Annotated in this window: 20 protein-coding genes; 14 read left to right on the top strand and 6 right to left on the bottom strand. The window is 47.4% G+C overall.

Features of this window, described 5'->3' with window-relative positions; all coding sequences use genetic code 11:
• Positions 1-81: 81 nt before the first annotated feature.
• The 3 genes from FS628_RS08215 to FS628_RS08205 form a co-directional block, all read right to left on the bottom strand.
• Complete coding sequence (locus FS628_RS08215; protein ID WP_145320690.1) at positions 82-1,881, bottom strand: 5'-nucleotidase C-terminal domain-containing protein; 1,800 nt, start codon at positions 1,879-1,881, stop codon at positions 82-84.
• Between the two features lie 181 nt (positions 1,882-2,062).
• Positions 2,063-2,479: an ImmA/IrrE family metallo-endopeptidase gene (locus tag FS628_RS08210; RefSeq protein ID WP_101314157.1), complete on the bottom strand. Its 417-nt coding sequence runs from the start codon at positions 2,477-2,479 to the stop codon at positions 2,063-2,065.
• A 42-nt stretch (positions 2,480-2,521) separates the two neighbouring features.
• Positions 2,522-2,965, bottom strand: a complete 444-nt coding sequence (locus tag FS628_RS08205) for a helix-turn-helix domain-containing protein (protein WP_145320688.1) — start codon at positions 2,963-2,965, stop codon at positions 2,522-2,524.
• An 832-nt stretch (positions 2,966-3,797) separates the two neighbouring features.
• On the opposite strand from FS628_RS08205, the gene FS628_RS08200 reads away from it, so the two are divergent.
• The 7 genes from FS628_RS08200 (at position 3,798) to FS628_RS08170 (ending at position 9,858) form a co-directional block, all read left to right on the top strand.
• Complete coding sequence (locus FS628_RS08200; protein WP_145320686.1) at positions 3,798-4,280, top strand: ArpU family phage packaging/lysis transcriptional regulator; 483 nt, start codon at positions 3,798-3,800, stop codon at positions 4,278-4,280.
• 70 nt (positions 4,281-4,350) lie between these two features.
• Positions 4,351-6,048 (top strand): GAF domain-containing sensor histidine kinase, encoded by a 1,698-nt coding sequence (locus FS628_RS08195; RefSeq protein WP_260870956.1) that lies wholly within the window; start codon positions 4,351-4,353, stop codon positions 6,046-6,048.
• Between the two features lie 18 nt (positions 6,049-6,066).
• Positions 6,067-6,801 carry a response regulator gene (locus tag FS628_RS08190; RefSeq protein ID WP_145320682.1) on the top strand — a complete coding sequence of 245 codons (735 nt, stop codon included), beginning with the start codon at positions 6,067-6,069 and terminating at the stop codon, positions 6,799-6,801.
• Between the two features lie 186 nt (positions 6,802-6,987).
• The gene (locus FS628_RS08185; RefSeq protein ID WP_145320680.1) at positions 6,988-7,563 is read left to right on the top strand and encodes an NADPH-dependent FMN reductase; all 576 of its coding nucleotides are present in this window, start codon (positions 6,988-6,990) and stop codon (positions 7,561-7,563) included.
• 46 nt (positions 7,564-7,609) lie between these two features.
• Complete coding sequence (locus FS628_RS08180) at positions 7,610-8,068, top strand: VOC family protein (protein ID WP_145320678.1); 459 nt, start codon at positions 7,610-7,612, stop codon at positions 8,066-8,068.
• Entirely contained in the window at positions 8,065-8,700 is a 636-nt protein-coding gene (locus FS628_RS08175; protein WP_145320676.1) for a VOC family protein, read from the top strand. The genes FS628_RS08180 and FS628_RS08175 overlap by 4 nt, the downstream gene beginning before the upstream one ends.
• A gap of 198 nt (positions 8,701-8,898) precedes the next feature.
• Positions 8,899-9,858, top strand: coding sequence for a hypothetical protein (locus FS628_RS08170; RefSeq protein ID WP_440131252.1), 960 nt, complete (start codon positions 8,899-8,901; stop codon positions 9,856-9,858).
• 108 nt (positions 9,859-9,966) lie between these two features.
• On the opposite strand, the gene FS628_RS08165 is transcribed toward FS628_RS08170, so the two are convergent.
• Together FS628_RS08165 and FS628_RS31950 are read right to left on the bottom strand one after the other, a co-directional pair.
• Positions 9,967-10,449: a hypothetical protein gene (locus FS628_RS08165; protein WP_145320672.1), complete on the bottom strand. Its 483-nt coding sequence runs from the start codon at positions 10,447-10,449 to the stop codon at positions 9,967-9,969.
• Between the two features lie 48 nt (positions 10,450-10,497).
• The gene (locus FS628_RS31950) at positions 10,498-10,689 is read right to left on the bottom strand and encodes a hypothetical protein (protein WP_222125200.1); all 192 of its coding nucleotides are present in this window, start codon (positions 10,687-10,689) and stop codon (positions 10,498-10,500) included.
• A 337-nt stretch (positions 10,690-11,026) separates the two neighbouring features.
• Here FS628_RS31950 and FS628_RS08160 point away from each other — a divergent pair, with 337 nt between their 5' ends.
• On the top strand, positions 11,027-12,877 hold the full coding sequence (locus FS628_RS08160; protein ID WP_145320670.1) for a DUF4127 family protein: 1,851 nt from the start codon (positions 11,027-11,029) through the stop codon (positions 12,875-12,877).
• A gap of 4 nt (positions 12,878-12,881) precedes the next feature.
• Here FS628_RS08160 and FS628_RS08155 read toward each other — a convergent pair whose 3' ends face one another.
• Positions 12,882-13,226, bottom strand: a complete 345-nt coding sequence (locus FS628_RS08155; protein ID WP_145320668.1) for a DUF3139 domain-containing protein — start codon at positions 13,224-13,226, stop codon at positions 12,882-12,884.
• A 444-nt stretch (positions 13,227-13,670) separates the two neighbouring features.
• On the opposite strand from FS628_RS08155, the gene FS628_RS08150 reads away from it, so the two are divergent.
• The 6 genes from FS628_RS08150 (at position 13,671) to FS628_RS32585 (ending at position 17,816) form a co-directional block, all read left to right on the top strand.
• Positions 13,671-14,588 carry a hypothetical protein gene (locus FS628_RS08150; protein ID WP_222125199.1) on the top strand — a complete coding sequence of 306 codons (918 nt, stop codon included), beginning with the start codon at positions 13,671-13,673 and terminating at the stop codon, positions 14,586-14,588.
• 238 nt (positions 14,589-14,826) lie between these two features.
• Positions 14,827-15,027 (top strand): hypothetical protein, encoded by a 201-nt coding sequence (locus tag FS628_RS08145; protein ID WP_017690177.1) that lies wholly within the window; start codon positions 14,827-14,829, stop codon positions 15,025-15,027.
• The gene (locus FS628_RS08140) at positions 15,027-16,490 is read left to right on the top strand and encodes a phage tail sheath subtilisin-like domain-containing protein (RefSeq protein ID WP_145320664.1); all 1,464 of its coding nucleotides are present in this window, start codon (positions 15,027-15,029) and stop codon (positions 16,488-16,490) included. The genes FS628_RS08145 and FS628_RS08140 overlap by 1 nt, the downstream gene beginning before the upstream one ends.
• A 151-nt stretch (positions 16,491-16,641) precedes the next feature.
• Complete coding sequence (locus FS628_RS08135) at positions 16,642-17,049, top strand: phage tail tube protein (protein ID WP_036611426.1); 408 nt, start codon at positions 16,642-16,644, stop codon at positions 17,047-17,049.
• Between the two features lie 174 nt (positions 17,050-17,223).
• Entirely contained in the window at positions 17,224-17,658 is a 435-nt protein-coding gene (locus FS628_RS08130; RefSeq protein ID WP_017690174.1) for a phage tail assembly chaperone, read from the top strand.
• Positions 17,659-17,693: 35 nt separating this feature from the next.
• Positions 17,694-17,816 (top strand): hypothetical protein, encoded by a 123-nt coding sequence (locus FS628_RS32585; protein ID WP_255319811.1) that lies wholly within the window; start codon positions 17,694-17,696, stop codon positions 17,814-17,816.

The raw sequence follows: 17,816 nt of genomic DNA, 5'->3' as shown, positions 1-17,816 counted from the left end.
CTTTAACCAGTAATCTGGCTACAGGGACACCCTTTTTGTTATGACAAGATAGATCCGTTATGCTGCTGCTCTGTATTAATCTTAAGAAGCTGCAGGCAATTTCAATTGTTGACCCGGATAGATCCAGTGTGGATTTTTGATATTGTTCAGCTTTTGCAATGCCTGCCAAGTTGTGCCGTATTGTTTGGAGATGGAATACAGGGAATCTCCGGATTTCACAACATGCAGTTTGGCTGGAGCTGGTTTGCTTGGCGTCGGTTTAGACGGTTTTTCCGGTTTTGGTGTTTCTGGTTTTGGCTTGGTTGGAGCTGGTGTTTCTGTTGCCGGAGTTTCCGGCTCTACTGCAGGTTTTTTCGCTTCACTGATCCGACCATCTGTTTTGATGTCTACAGCGCCAAGCTTCTGCATGTAGTTGATCAACGCTTCATCCAATGCGCCGTACATACCTGTTGTAGCATATTTGGTGAACATGGTGTACTCGTCACCGCCAACAGCAGTGAAATCATTGGTTGCCAGCGTGTATGTTGCTTCCGGATCAAGGGCTTTATCGCCAACAGTCACGGAATGTACACGGCTACCTTCTGCAGCGGAAGTGTCGATTTTGAACTTGATTCCAGATACTTGCGGAAATCCACCACTTGGCTCCGGATAGGAAGCTACACCGACTTCAAGGGCTGCCAGAATATCGGACCCTTTCACTTCAAGAGTGACCACTTGATTACCAAAAGGAAGCACTGTGATGATATCACCTTTGGTTACGATACCTTTTTCAATGGAAGCACGGATACCCCCACCGTTAGTCAGTGCGATATCGGCGTTGCTGACATCACGAATTGCATCTGCAAGCAGGTCACCCAGGTTGGTTTCACCTGCACGTACCTGTTCACGTTTACCATCCAGCAGAATGTCTGTATTGGCTACTTCTTCTTTCAAAATAGGCTCTTGTTCTTTTTGAATGGAGTTCACGAGAGCCGCAACTTTCTCATTCGGTTTGATGTCTTTTGCTTCAGTTTCATCAATTAATGTTGCTTGTTTCTTCGTTACTTTACCACCGTCTACCCACAGGTCGATGACACCTACGTAGTTAGTGTATTCTCCTGCACTTGCGATCAATGTTCCGTTATCGGATACAAGACCGTCCTGCAGTATTGTGTGGCTGTGACCATCGATGAATACATCGATGCCAGGAACTTCTTTAACGACTTTAAAGCTAGTATCCGTGCTGGACGTGTCTTGCCCAAGATGTCCCAATACCACAACAACATCTACTTTGCTGCGGATCTCGTTCACCAGAACTTTAGCTTCGGCAGATGGATCTGTAATATCAAGACCTTCTACGTTTTTCGGATTCGTTTTGTACAATGTTTCCGGTGTAGTCAAGGCGATGATACCGATCTTCACGCCGTCAACTTCTTTAATGAGATAAGGATCGAAGAGACGTGTTCCGTCCTTTTTCTTCACGTTGGCACTCAGCATTGGGAAGTTCATCATGTCTGCCAGTTCGATCAAGCGATCCGAACCATAGTTGAATTCGTGGTTACCCGGTACGATGGCCTGGTAGCCCATTTCATTCATGACTTTCACGATGCTCTCACCATTAACAAGAGTGGCAAAAGTTGTACCATGCACAGCATCTCCAGCATCGAGCAAGAGTGTGTTCGGGTTGTCGCTACGATATTTGTCAGCGATTCCAGCTACTTTGGCAAAACCCATAGCAGGTGAAGATTCAACTGCACGGGCATGTGTATCATTAGTATGTAGAATGGTAATGTGTTTGCCTGTGCCCGGAGTGGTGTCCGTTGCAGCTGCGGCAATACCTACACTGCCAAACAGCAAACAGACCGTTAGCAGAAGTGAAACGTAATTCTTCCAGATTTTCATATGAATCCGAAACCTCCCAAAATAATAATCTAATTGAGCGTTTACACAGCTCATGTTGTATTTTAACAGACTAGTATGTGGAAATCTCGCGATTTACGTAAAAATAAGTAACCTGAAAGTGACATGTAAATCTTTGAATGGAAAATAGAGAAAAAATAATCCCGAGAAAGAACATATGTTCTTAAATAGTGTAAAAAAAATGCTGCGCTTCACGCGGCAGTCCGGTACGTAAACAGAATTTCTCCAAAGATTCATCCGGTTCAGGCATCACGCCGGACGTTAACAATTGAATGGCAAAACGGTTAGCCTGTCGTTCCAGCTTGCCTGGAGCAAAATAGGAATGCTCCTCCAGAAAGAATCGATTGATTCCTTTATGAAGCCGATCATGACCAAGCTCATGGGCACATACGAACCGCTGCCATTCCGGCGGCAAATCATTGTGTATGACGATAAACCTGCGCCGGAGCTTCCGAAAGTACAGTCCTTTGGTGGACTTCCCCAAATTGGTGAAACGAATCTGTATTCCAACCGCGCGGGCAATGCTGAAAGGGCAGTTGGTCCGGTGTTTTCGAATCAGCTTTGTTACGATGTCATCCATATGATCTCACCTGCTGCCTCATTAAATTCAGTTTGTCGTGCCTCATGGGCGCTTGTCCGATTCATCTGTCTTCTTGCGTTTGTTCATTTGTTTGGCTTCCCAGAACAGACCTGTCAGCACATCCTTAATTCGTTTCTTGTCATCTTCATCAAGTGGAATGCCGTCAAACATCAGATCATCATCGTCTTCCAGCATCTTTTTGAAATCACGACGGTCTTTGTATGTAGCCCATTCCGGCACATCCTGAAGTTCAGTGGAACTCCCTGGTTCAATATAGCCAGCCTGTTTCATCATCTCTGTATAGGGAACCGAGAGTGCATCTGAAATCTTGCGAATAGTCGCAGGTTTGGGCACACCCCGGACTCCATTCTCAATGCGTGAAATCTGTGAGTTGCTTATTCCGGCTGCTTCGGCGAGCTGATTGATGCTGTATCCCTGTTGCTCGCGCAGTTGTTTCATATAAGGACCAAAAGCGTGCTCCACAATTCATGCCACTCCTTCGATTCGTACAAGTGCTTGGATTATAAAGAAGACAGTTGGATGGGGAGGTAGATGTGCGTTCTATGCCCGTTCCGGATTCGGATCGTTCTTCTGATCGCTGTTATCCCCAGATTTCCTGTTTCCCTTTCCAAAGGGAGAAATCCGGGGATAAAGGCGAACGCTTCGCTTCTTCAGAATCGATTCCGTCTCCTTCACTACGTATGCGCGTGATACACATCTAAGTCCCTTCCCGAAAAATCTCGGTGGCTTCTTTATAAAAATCAAATGACTTATACGGAAGTTCATTAATTAAACAGTACTATAACGTATATATACCATTAGGTAAAGAGATATGAAACAATTATGCCAAAAGGCATAGGAAATGAGAGCGAAGGTTTTATTTTATCGTCAAAACGAACCAAAATGAAGGTTTACTCCGATCTCCAGAAAGTGGTATCCTCAAATAGAAATACGAACACTATACGAACAAAATGTAAACTTGATACAGGTTGGAGTTTTAGAGATTACATTCTGAACAATGGAATTCCCCGGATTATAGGGTTTGGATTGATTCCAAAAGGCAACAGGGGAAATTGAAGAAATGTCGTTACTTTTTTGGAAAACTGGACAACTCTATGAATAAGAGCCTTTTGCTATCGTTCAAAAAACGATGGCAAAGCAATATCATGTGAACGATAGAGTGACTTAATTGATTAATGAGAAGAAGTGCGGGAGATGAGATGGTTGCATGTTTAACTGGATTGTTCTGTCATCGGAGTGATCATACGAAACTATTAGGAATTTATTTTATAAAGAACACTAAAGGAGGAAAATGATTATGGAATTAATGCTGCCCGAATTGGACCGACGCAAAACGCAAACAGCTGTTGAAGCTGCGCTGGAAAAATACCGAATCTATAAAACCATTGCATTTGAAGAACGAGAGGTTATGGTGACGGCAAGTTATGCCGAGCGTTTCCACGGTGCAACCAATGTGACGGGGGATTCCACGGCGAGAACCGCGATCTTCAATGTGGACGTGCAGCGCGCGCGTCAGGCATACTGCGATACGATTGATTTTATTGTGTCCCGGTTGAGTGAGAAGGAACGTGTACTCGTATGTGAACGGTACTTGAAGGACGATGATGTGTTTGATTATAAAGTGTATAACCATGTGTTTGATCCACCTGTCAGCAAGGATACGTATACGAAGATTCGTACGCGTGCTTTCTACAAAATGGCGCTGGCACTGTCAGATCGCGGACTGATTAATATGGAGCCACTGTCAGTGTCCCGGAAAGAGCGGCAGAAGCTGGGCTAAGTGAAACAGGTAAGAAGTTGATCCTTTAATATCCAAGATGGATTGGTTACAATAGTTGAACAAACCACAGTTGGCATCAGTCAAAGGAGAGAAGTCTGCCATGTCGGAAGAACTCGGAATGCAGGAAATGATCACGCTGAAGACAATCGCGGAAACGCTCAATACATCTAATGACTTGAGTTTAATGCTGGATACCGTGGTCGGCAAGTTGCTGGAGTTAACCGGATTAACTGCTGGCTGGGTATTTCTCATTAATGAACGCGGAGATTATACCTGTGTTTCGGATTATAACCTGCCCCCTGCATTACTGCGGAACGATAAAGAGCCCATGCGAACGAGCACTTGCTGGTGTGTGAACCGTTTCAAGGACGGTCGACTGAATCATGCGGTCAACATCATTAACTGTAAGCGGCTGGTGGATGCAGTGGAATTCCAATGGGGAGATACCCAAGATATAACCCATCATGCGACCGTTCCACTGCGATCGGGTGAGAAGATGCTTGGCCTGCTCAACGTTGCCGCACCCGCTAAGGAACATTTCAGCGACACCGAACTGGCATTGTTACAGGGCGTTGCCTATCAGATCGGTAGTGCGATGGAGCGGATGCGATTGTATCGCGCAGAGCAGCGACGGGCTGATCTGTATGCCAAGCTGGGGGAGTTCAGCGCCGCCTTGGGTCTGGCAGTCAACAAATGTAGTAATTCAGAGGCTTTGTCTTTAAAAGTTGTGCAGCTGCTGGGACAACATTATGACTGGCCTTTGGCAGCAATTATTCAGCAGAAAAATGGCGTATATACGGTGCAGGCAGCTTATGCAGGTGGCATCGTTCGGACGTTACCAAGTACGACTCTATCTTCGGAAGCAGCAAACCACATGAACCGAGTGATCAATAGTCACCGTGCTGCATCCCTGTCTGCAATAGAAATGACTGAGATTTTCACGGTGTGCGAGCCGGAGAAAACGATAAATCTCCTTACTTCGGGAATTGCTGCTCCGCTTCCGTATCATACGCCAGGGGAAACAGGAATTCTGGTGATTGGGGTAGGAACACCAGGTCCTATTCAGGCAGACCGTGAAGTGCTGGAGGCTTTGGCCGAGCATATTACGGCCTCGTGGGAGAGTCTGAAGCTGACGGAGAATCGCCGGGAACTGGCACGACTGGAAGAACGTAACCGATTAGCTCGCGATCTGCATGATTCGGTTAATCAGATCTTATTTTCACTATCATTAACTGCTAAAGGTGCGGAAAGTATGTTGTCCGGCTCCGAGCAGATGTACCCGGTAGCGGAAGCGATGAAGGATATTCGGGCTTTGTCTCAGGAGGCCCTTAAGGAAATGCGCGCATTGATTATGCAGCTTCGGCCCGCGGGACTGGAGGCAGGACTGCTCCGTGCTTTGCAGGAATACGGTACCAGCCAGGGTCTTCAAGTGGTGGTGGATCGAGCGGGAATGCGGTCTTTACCGCGTAATATAGAAGAAGCATTGTGGCGAATCGGACAGGAGGCATTGAATAACGTCCGCAAACATGCGGGTGTTTCATCTGCTGAGGTCATCCTCAACTTAAATGATCATGAAGTGATGCTCACCGTAACGGATCATGGAATAGGCGGTACGAACAGGCCGAAAGCATCGTCTGGAAGCTCACTGGGCCTGTCCATTATGAAGGAACGGGCGGAATCACTCGGGGGTAGGTTAGAGATAGTTAGCTCTTCCCGTAAGGGAACGACAGTAACGGCGGTCATTCCGCTTCCGTTCGAATCTGTATAAAGTCTGGGGGAAGAAGAGATGCCGATTACCATTTTGCTCGCAGATGATCATGCGATGGTGAGACGAGGGCTGCACGTTTTTTTGAAAACGCAGCAAGACATGAAGGTTGTTGGAGAAGCCTCGAACGGGCAGGAAGCACTGGAGCAGGCGGAAGCGTTAAAACCCAACGTGGTATTAATGGATCTGCATATGCCTGTCATGGACGGAATCGAAACAGCCAGACATATGCGTACGTTAATGCCAGAAACGCGAATCATTGTGCTCACATCGTTTTCCGATCAGGATCATGTGGTTCCCGCTGTTCGTGCAGGAGTGAAAGGGTATCTGCTCAAGGATATTGAACCGGAGGATCTGGCCGTAGCCATTCGCAATGTGCATGCGGGTCAGGTGGAACTCCATCCTGCGGCGGCAGGGCAATTGATGCATGTGATGGCTTCATCCGATTGGTCCATTAATGAACAGCAACCACAGCATATACCGACAGATCGATCAGTAGACAGTCAACATCAGGAGCCAAAGCAGGCTGGAAAATCAACTGAAACGTCCTTTGGTGGTCCGGATATGCTCACTCGTCGTGAACAAGAGGTCTTGGGACTGATTGCTCAAGGGCTGAGCAACAAGGAAATTGCGGTTCAATTGGTGATCACAGAAAAAACGGTCAAAACCCATGTCAGTCATCTGCTGGACAAACTGGGTCTGGCGGATCGGACGCAAGCAGCTCTTCATGCGGTAAGAAACGGCTGGGTCGTCTGAGCAATTTCGACATATTTTCAACCTTAAGTCGTATAAACTCAACCTAAAGGTTGAGTTTTTTGGTATTTCAAGTTAAGTCTATCTGCTGACGAATTAGCAGAGGAAGAAAGGTAAGATAAGAGTAGAAATAACAGATCGGTTGGAACATGAGAGTTTGAAGTATTAAAAACAAGGAGAGTGACTTTGATGAATATCGTCATTTTGGCAGGCAGTAATCGGAACAATGCAACCAGTACACGTTTGGGAGAGTATGCTGTGGAAATTATTCGGGGACAGGGACACCAGGCCAGCCTGTTTGATCTGTATCAGACGCCCCTTCCATTTTACGCACCAGATGAGAAACAAGCAGACCATGAACATCTGGCAGACCTGAATACACGTATGCTCGCGGCAGATGCCATCATCCTGTCTACACCAGAGTACCATGGGAGTATTAGCGGTGTGCTCAAAAATGCACTGGATCACCTGAGCCAGGCTCATTTCAGTGGCAAGCCCGTCCTGTCCATCAGCTCCTCTGGTGGAGCGGTGGGAGTAAGTTCGCTTTTACAACTGCAAGCGATTGTTCGCAATCTGCATGGTATCAATGCCCAAGAGTGGATTTCCATTGGTGGTGCACAACGCAGACGATTCGAAGCGACATTTGACGGATACGAAGAGTACGAAGGCAGTCAGGATATAGAGGATCGGGTGCAGCGGGTCGTTGGATCGTTTTTGAATCTGGCCCAGACGTTAACGAATGCGCGGAATTCAACCATGAGTTGAGAACGGAGGAAGATGAAAATGGGAAAAGGAAAAGAGGTTGAGCATTATGATTACAGGCATATTTGAAACACATCTAAACGTGACGGATCTGGAGAGATCTCATCATTTCTATGAAACGGTCCTGGGTTTACCTCATGCCTACGGGCAGAAAGAACGTGGAAACTCCTTCTACTGGATTGGTGGAAAAGGCAATGCCATGCTGGGATTGTGGCAAAAGGAACCTTCCGAGGTGAAACGTCAGCACTTTGCTTTTCATGTATCTCTGGAGGATATGAAACATGCGGTGGCTCACTTGGAGAACAAAGGGATCAAGACACAGAACTTCCTGGATGATGATATCGGTGAACTGTACGTCTTCGGCTGGATGCCTGCGGTATCTGTATATTTTAACGATCCAGATGGTCATTTGCTTGAATTCATCGCCATGCTCCCGGATGAAGCGAAGCCTGAGCTTGGTATGGTGCCATGGAGTCAGTGGGAGGAGATGCAGGAGAAGACCGTATGATGATCGAAGAATTACAGTTATATACAGCACGGCTGGAGGGCCTCAAGCATTTTTATTGCGATACGTTGGGAATGGAGGTGTCCAGTGAGACGGATCAGGGCTTCAACCTGCAGGTTGGAAGCACAAAGATAATTTTCAAGCAGTGCGAAACAGATCATGAGCCCTTCTATCATGTGGCCTGGTTGATTCCGACAAATCGGTTCAAGGAAGCGAAGCAGTGGGCTGTATCACGTGTTGTTTTAAGTAGGGAAGACGATCGGGATGAGACGTACTCAGCTAATTGGGACTCTCATTCTGTCTATTTCGAAGATCCGGCAGGCAATATTATCGAGCTGATTGCTCATCATCGTATTCAGAACGAGAGTGACCATGACTTCTCCACTAAAGATATATTACAGGTGTGTGAGATTGGCCTGGTGACGGATGATGTTATGTCTACGGTGAACGAGCTTCAGCAGATTGGACTTGAGCGCTGGGGTGAGGTTAGTGATACCTTTGCCCCTGTTGGGGATGTGCATGGTCTGTTTATTGTGGTCAAGAAGGAACGGACGTGGTTTTTCTCTACGCAAAAAGCACAGATCTATCCGCTGGAGGTGTCCATTCGTGACGTGGGCAGGCTTCGAATGGGCTAAACTTTGCATTCCGGGGCAAAACGGGCATATGTGGAGCATTTCCGTCATGTTATAGAAGTAAACGCTTTATTTATAAATTAGGATATATAAGTTGAACTAAATTTACATGAAGGTTGTTCTGTCATCGTAGTGTCAGTGTAAATAATCTTTGTTCAACTTATATAGTTTCTCTGATGGGCTTACATATGATGAAGGGTGGTGGCAAGCTTGGATCGACGCTTGTTGGAAGAAGGACTTGCGATTATTGTTTCCAGTCGGGAACGTACAGGAGATCTGTGGCACGCCCATTATGGGGCGGGTGCGATTGCGGCATATTTTTGGGTACGGGAAAATCGTCTCACTGCCCTTGCCGCCGGCAGTGTTACCGCCGAAGCAAAAGCCATGCTTCGCCAGCATGGATTGAGCCCTGGTCAGACCTCTCCGATAGGTGAGATGATGCCCATGGAAGATGCCGAAGCGCGTATTACGGACGCATTGCATCGAACCATTGGAGAGCTGCACTGGGTTGGACATCAGGCCATCTACGGGGCAATCAGCCTGAAAGCTATTCGCGAATTGGATGGATGGGGTACGGCGGAAGACATTGGCCGACTGGTTGAACTGATCGATTCGTTCGATCGAACCATCCCGGGGAGATCCTGGATGAATACAACCGTGAAAGAAATTCGCAGTCTGAAGCCGGAAAAGAGCGATGGTTTCCCTGAGATCGAAGATCCAACGCAGTTGTCACGCTTGATTCTGGATGAGCTCGGTGCGTTCCAGACCATCTATCACGCGGAAGCACATCATGATCTAATCGGTCATATGCTGACTTACGGACATGCGCTTAACATATTATATGAATTGGGTTATCCGGCATTATTCCATAAAGGCATTCCGCCTTTCCTTACTATGGTGAAGGCGCTACGCTTAAGCCGAGATGTGGACAGCGAACAGAAGATGCCAACACTGCAATCCCCTGTAGATCTGCTGCCACTAGCACGAGCGGAAAGGTCGGTGGCGCTTCCCCATGAACTGGAATACTGGCTCACCGATAGACGTTCCCGTGACTGGTACGGAGGTCATGTATTCAAATTCCCGTTCAGCTTCTATCATCATGCGAAGAACGGGGAGCCTGTACCGGAAACATGGGAGAAATTTCGTTATATCATCGCGTGAGATAAAACATACATTTCAGAAGGGGTGTCCGTCAGTCATGAGTTTGACGGAGGACATCCCTTTTTGGCATTATTCTGGTCTACCGAATCGTGGGCAGCCTGCATCTTTTTAACGGGGCCAAATTTCAAGGATAAACAGGATCAAAATGACTCTGGACACCAGCATGTATGGTGATTTTCGTATAGGCTGACGCGCTGCCCATATTCCCCAGGAACTCATAAGTGCAATACTCCCCCAGAACATCCATAAGGAAACGCCATCGGGTGTAAATGGAAAGGATAGCTTGGGCAGTCCTGTGTTGCCAGCCCCAAGAAGAACAGTGGTCATATAGACGAGCGCAAGGAAAAGCAGCTCGAAGAGCAGGGTTTGCAGCCAGAAATAATAGATGTTTAACACTCGAAGCATGATGACTGTGATCAGGATAAACAGGATGCCAACGGATAAGAATGTTGCTGCGGTCCATCCAATGAGTGATGTCGTTACAACATCTGTTTCCTGATATAAGATGTACATTGTTAAAGCATACATAGCGGGACCCGCCATATAACTGGTCATAGCAATCCAAAGATAGAAGAAATGCCTTTTATTCATGATCATACCCATCCTTTATTGTACATAGGATTGGAAAAGCTGCTTATATCATATAAACATCATCAGGAATGGTTTGGTTGGATTATCCGGAGGAGTTTCTCGCAAGAAACCGACTTTTAACCGCTGTGAAGGCGTCAGCAAATAGACTTTATCCGTACGGATTACCGTCAGCGCGAGTGGGAAAAGGCGGTAAAATGGTATTATCGGATCAGCAGCAAGGAAGACACACCGACAGCTCATACGCTAAAGTACGGACCGGCCATGGGGCCGGTTTTTTAATTCGGTGATTGCCTCCTTGCCCTGATCGGGTATTAAAGACTAGATATATAAGTTGAACTAACGATTTACACGAGAACGAAGAGGACAGAAATAACCTGAAGAAGCGGAGCTAAAAGCTTTCTACAAGAAAGCTACTTCGGAAGCATACACTGCGCCTTTATCCACGGATTTCTACCTTTATATAAGTGGATCAAGAAAATCCGGGGATAACAGCGATCGGAAGGTTGTTCTGTCATCGAAGTGGCAAGTGTAAATATTCTGTAGTTCAACTTATATAGATAACAGGAGGCTACGTGATATGAAAACAGTATTGTATGTTCCACTGGATGATCGTCCAGCGAATCTGGATGATGTGATTGTGCAAGGGAAAGCAGCCGGTATCCATATCGTTACACCGAACCTGAGTGATATTAAGAATCGTCTGGACTCGGAGAAAACCGTAGATGGCACAACGCTGCTCGGCACCTCCACGTCGGTGTATGGTAAACCGTCCAACATTCATGATTTTATTCTGAAACATGCTGCCAAAGTCGATGGATTTATTATTTCATCCGATATGCTCGCCTATGGCGGTCTGATTGGCAGTCGTCAGCTCCGCGAAGATGGAGGAGGCGCCTATCCGGAATACGATGATGAGACTACTCGTTTGCTGGATGTGATCCGGGTGATCAAGCAGAAATATCCACGTAAACCCGTGTACGTGATGGATACGATTATGCGTCTTGCCACGACCTCATTCGCAGATGGTTTGGCGCTCGATGCATATAATGAGTCCCGTGCGTTAATGCAGCAGCCACGTCAGACGTACACCGAGTTTGAGGATATTATTCAAGGGTATAACCTGTCTCCGGATGGGGTGGAATATGGAACAACGACCTATTTTAATAAAGAACAGTATTACAACACAAGACAACATAAATTCAAAACAAATCTGTACATTCTGGATCAGCTGGCTCGCACAGGTTATATCGATTTCCTCGCAGTTGGAGTCGACGATGCCAACACGCAGGGTGTTCAGATCAATGAAATCAAATATGTAGAAGCGCGGATCAATGAATGGTTGGGTGGAACCAATGGACAAAATCCGGATCGTGCTATCATCTTGCCGGATGCAGATGGTCTGGGGCACGCTTTGGTTGCTCGCATGGCTAACCAGTTGTTCCGAGGCGGGGCGAGGACACGTTACGCAGTGAAATATTTTGGTCCTCACGGCAATTCCATCATTAACACGTATGAATACATGGATGTACACGAGAATGTGGTTCGTCATGTGGATATTGTAGGTGGTGTGCTTGTAGCGGATTCGGCATATCCTGAACCGGAGGTAGTGATGGATGCGAGTGATGGCTTGGAAAATGAACAGCTAGTGGCTGTAGCAGCCGATCAAGTTGTCCCGTTTGACATGGCCTCCGAACTGGATCGTATGACGAAGGGTCACCCGGGTAATTCCGGGGAGAACACGGGCATCGACATTGAGATTATTGCCATTACGGCTTTGGATCAGGTGCAGGCTGCGTTGGAGCAATTGACGCTGAATGGGGAACAAGGTCTGCCTTCGGTATTGATTGATTTTGTGGGTAAAGGACCAGCCAATGTTGATGTTGCTGAAGCGTTGCTAAATAGTCCATATACCGGACGGGTTCTGGGTTATAGTGCCTGGAATACGCCGGGCAACAAGATCGGTATTGCTGTAGGTATGGGGCAGTCCAGGTACGCGTTGATCACAACAGAGAAGCATGAGCATAAGTTGCAAGATGCGATGAACGCGCATGGCTCGTTGTTGTTTAAGCGTTTCCTGAAGGATTACTACTACAAAGCGGTAGCGATTGCTGAGATCCGCACATATTCCCGAGCCCATGCGCTCTATACCAACGTGGCTACCCTTTCGGATCAGAATATGTTGCTGTTCAACTCTGAGGAAGACTATGCCCATTTGCAAACATTGCTGCGTGATTTGATGCAGACTTATACCACGGCGCTTGCAAATAAGACAGCTTTCCAGACAGGCAATGTAGCGATCAAGCAGATCTGTGATGGCGAATTGTCTTATGGGACGTATGACAGTGCGCTGCTGGAATATGCGAATCCCGATTTCATCTGGGGCCGTGCGTTTGAGATTACGTTGAACCCGAAGGTTACTTTGAACTAAACTGCTATCTCACCATGGGCTCCTCATGTTTAGGGTGATCACTGGTATGACTGTACTGCTTAATCTCTCCATTGTTAAAAATGATGTATTGATACTTCGCTTCCAGTTCATCCGCGAATGTTACTGAGGCACCGTAAGGTGCTTCAGAGCTTTTTGAAGAGTAGGTACCTTTTACTTCGATAAGCTGTTCGGGTGAGTAACCTTTCTGTTCAATCAGGTAAGTGGTTACCTGTTGTTCAGCATCATTTATCTTAAGTGGATTACCAAGCAGTCCGAAGTAGGCCCAGCAGGATATTCCGAGTATAAATGATAAGACGACAAGTGAAGTGATCTTGAAAGTTTTACTCATAGGTATTCCTCTCTCTTTTAAGTAAGCGACAACGAATTTGATAATGAAATATTAATATATTTGGATAAATTTATCAATTTGTTGATCTTGATCTTAATGCTTACTTAGGTATCCTTTAAAAGGATGATTCCAGAATCGTCTTTTTTCCACCCCAACGACTCCCTTAATCGCACCGAAGTCGTACGGAACACCATCCGCGCTAGGGATGAAAGGGTGTAAGATTGTATTATCGGATCAATAGCAAGGGACGCACCGAAAGCACATACGCTAATGTACAGACCGGCCAAGAGGCCGGTCTTTTTGATGCGGTGAAGTAGTCCCTGCAAGGGTTCGGTAGTCATTCAGACGCTGAGTAAAAGGGGGAGTCTACAGCTGCTGCATTGTCGCTGCACGGTGTGGGCAGATATTAAGCTTGCAGCCAAAGGGGGCGAAATGAATGTGTCTATGAGAAATGAGATTAGCACTGCCATGAGCACCAGTACATTGAGTACGCTCATTAAAAAAACGCTGAAACAAAAGCTCGCTGTACTTGTTCCAGATTGGGACGGTCGTGTGCTGGATGTACCTGCGTCAGGCGAAGTGTTAGCCGGGCCTTGTGCAGTCGTTGCGTTTGCCGAAGAGGTGCCGAAGTCTGCCTGGGCAGGATATCGACGGATCATTAAAATCTCACCATACGCTCGTCCGGAAGATGGGTGCGCTGAAAAGGTAGAAGCTTGGTCAGCTGATCTAATCGAAGGGTTGCACCAGGTAAGGCTGGTGGATGAAGCAGGTGGGGCATTCACATGTATCTATCTGGGTTCTTCAGATAGTGATCGGGTGGATTCCGGGTCTGGCATGGTTACGCGGAGTCTGCGGTTTGGGGTGTATGTTCCCGAAGGCTCTGGAGATTCTCTCGCTGAAACGGGAGATGGATGGCTAGCTGCGCTTCAAGGCTGGACACAGCAGGAACTTGGCTCGAATTGGTCGGTGTATGGGGATGTCTGGCCTGGTGGGTACAAAAAGCCGTCTGTGTTATGGCGATTGGCCGGATGCAGCACGTCTGTGGCAGGGACTTCGGCATTGGAGGTTCGACAACAGTGGATTGGGCATGTGCTCACCGATTATCCAGTGCTAACACGCCATACGGTTAATCGGTTGATCGAGCAACTTGCGGTGCAAGCTCGTATTGCCGTAACTGAAATGGGGAGCGAAGAGCACGAAGGTAAAACACGCTATGTAACGGTGGATGAAGTCACCGCAGATCTACAGACGGATGCGTATCTGAATGGTCAGATTCGCCTGACGTTGCAACAGCGAATTCGTCGTCCGGGTACGAATGTACCTTTGATTCGAGAGATTCATCATAGCAAGGGCATGGAGTAAACGTTAGTCGAGAGGAACTTTCTATATAAGGGTGGTTCCAGATTATAGCTTTGAAATGATGGATGTAGATTCAACACTATAGCTTCAAATTCATAGGTCAAGATTAAGGATCAAATTCCAAGATTGAATTTAAAAATTTTGCTTCAAGCTTGTAGCTCATAGCTCGGTAGCTAGGAAATCATAGCGATAAGATCATCGTTTCAAGAAATCAGTAGTCCAACAATGAGGTGAGATGGCAATGGCAAGCTCAGTGAAAAAAAGCAAACAGACAGCCCCGCGGTATACACGGGCAGAACTGATGAATCATGCAGAAGCCCTCTTCGCCGTTAAGGCAGAGGTGCTGTACGGTGCGCTGTACGAAGCGGCGCAAGAGACGTTTTCCATTGAAGAAACGCAGGAACGAATTAACCAATTTATGAAAGCGAAGGTGAAGGGATAATGGCAGGCGGAACTTGGGAGCAAACGAATCGTCCGGTCCTTCCGGGCTTATATATGAATTTTCAGGCGGCAGCATCTTCGGCCATTCAGGCCGGAACACGGGGAACGGTCGTTGTGCCAATTAAGGCCAACTGGGGTCCGGTAGGGACTTTTGTTGAGGTAGGGAGCGAGACGGCTATTGAACGTATCTATGCGGCGAATGTGCTGGATAACGGCACGGCCTATACGTCCTTGAAACTCGCCCTGTTGGGTGGACCGAAGAAGCTGCTCGCTTATCGGGTAGCAAGTGCTGCGGCCAAAACAGCCACGCTTACCTTGAAGGACGGAAGTGACGCCAATGTGCTGCAACTGGATGCGAAGTATCCGGGGGATCGTGCGAATGGATTCTACGTTACCATCCAGCCGGGTGTGATTGATAATACGAAGCATGAAGTGCGCCTTTTTGAAGGTAACCGCATGTTGTATGCGCTCCTGACAGCGGATATTACAGCAGCTTCTCTGGCAAAAGAGATTAACGCGGATGAACAAAATGTCTGGGTAACGGCGCAGGCGATTGGCGATGGTACTGGCGTGGTTGCTACCGTTGCGGGTGCGGCATTCAAAGGCGGCGTAAGTGGCAACGATGACCTGACCAATGCAGAGTACATTGCAGTACAGGGTGCGCTGGAAGGGGAGCAATTCGACGTCTTGGCTTTGGATCAGGCGGCTGATGCGCCTCTGCTTGCGAGTTTTGCGGCATGGGTGAAACGTGTGCGTAGTGAAGGCAAACCGGTGGTGGCTGTATTTGGCGGTTCCACAGCGGATGATACCTCTGCTACAGCAGCACAAAAAGCGGCAGCACGTTCGCTTACGCTCAACCATGAAGGTGTGATTAATGTCGGTACAGGCGTGCGCCTTGGGGATGCATTCTACAGCTCGGCGGAAACATCCGCCTATGTTGCAGGTCTGATCGCCGGACAACGCCTGAACCTATCTACAACCTATGCAGCTACTCCGTTCGATGACGTGACACGTCGCTGGACGCGGGCAGAACAGGAGCAGGCAGTACAGAATGGCGTATTTATTTTCTTCCACGATGGACGTCAGGTGAAGGCACTTCGCGGTGTAAACACACTGGTAACTCCGGCCGCTGGACAGAATAATGCGTGGAAAAAAATCCGTTCCATTCGTGTATTGGACGCGATCAACACGGATTTACAGCGCTCCGCGGAAGATACGTATATCGGTAAAGTGAACAATACTGAAGAGGGTCGTCAGGCACTGATTAGTGCCATGAAGGCCTATTTGGCATTGCTCGCACAGAGCAATGTGATTGAAGCAGACGGTTATGATGTCATTCTTGACCCGGCGTATTACGGCGCGGCACCAGTTCTCAAACCGGAAGCAGATCAGGTATTCCTGCAATGGAATGTGAAGCTGACCGATGTGATGGAGCAGTTGTTTGGTACATTTTACGTGCAATAAGGTTGTGTGGAAGGAAAGAACTGTTTTTCTAAAATAATTACTATACGTTGAACTGATGGTTTACACGATAACAGCGATCGGAAGATTGTTCTGACTGCGGAGTTATACCGTGTAATATTTATTAGTTCAACGAACCCAAGGAGGAAAATATATGTTGGATGCGTCAAGAGTAATTCTCGGTACCCATGGTCAGCTGCATATCGATGGTGTGTGGCAGACGAACATTAACAAGTTGGAAGCGAGTGTGGAGATTGAAAAACGTGAGCTGAATCTGGTCGGTAACGACTGGAAAGTGCACAAAAATGGCGCGAAAAAAGGAACAGGCACGATGACCGGCTACAAAGTCACTTCGGATATGATCCAGCGCGGCTTCACCAAATTCGAGATTATTTCCAAGCTGAACGACCCTGAATCGTATGGACATGAGAGTGTATTGCTGAGAGGTTGCATGGTGGACAAAATCCAGCTTGCCAACTGGACAGCGGGTGAGGAAGTACCGGAGGAAACGGGCTTTACGTTTGAAGGATTTGAATTGCTGAATCCGATTGTGGCGAACTAAGCTTTTGAATAGGCACGTTATTGAGCTGGTTTGCTCAAGCGTGATTGCATAGTTACTTCGTATAATATGGACACCAATGCGGGCCGAGATGATCTCGGTCTCTTTGTTGTCTCTACAGGCTTGGAAGCTGGCATAGATAAACCCATTTGTGAAATAAGAAGGAGATAACGCCCGATGAGTATGAATGAAAATATGTCCGAAGAACAGATTTTGGATCAGTTGTTTGAAGCAGCAGAACGTTTGCCAGAGGAGAATGTACGCATTCAGCGTCTGGATCTGCTGTTGACCTTGCGTGGATTGACGTCCTCCAAAGTGGATCACATTCGCGAACGCTGTACGATTAGAAAAACGACCAAAGGCCGCACCGAGGAAAAGGTGGATACCGAAACGTTTAACGCGCTGCTCATTTCTGAAGCAACGGTGAAATTGAAAGTCCGCAGCCTGGAATTGTCTGGCTGGGGGGACACCCGTATTACCGGTCGTATGAAGTTGTCCGGTGGGGAACAGGCGGTTCGCCGCATGCTGCTTGCTGGTGAGTTGGATGCCGTAGGTGATAAAGTGCTGGAGTTGTCCGGCTTCGGTGTGGAGATTGAAGACCTAAAAAACTGATTCACTCCGGCGGGATGACCACGTTCCTGTATCACATGTGGGTGCGTCATCATCTCCGGCCCGGAGAGTTCTGGTCTTTGCCACGCGGGGAGCGCTCGCTGTTAATTGCGTTCTCGGAAGAGGAAATGTCAGCGATAACTTCGCAAATGAATCGATAA

Origin of the sequence: Paenibacillus xylanexedens (genome assembly GCF_007676705.1) — a bacterium.
GTDB classification, from domain to species: Bacteria; Bacillota; Bacilli; order Paenibacillales; family Paenibacillaceae; genus Paenibacillus; species Paenibacillus xylanexedens_C.
Note: the sequence above shows the minus strand (reverse complement) of the source record. Positions and strands in the feature narration are given on the sequence as shown.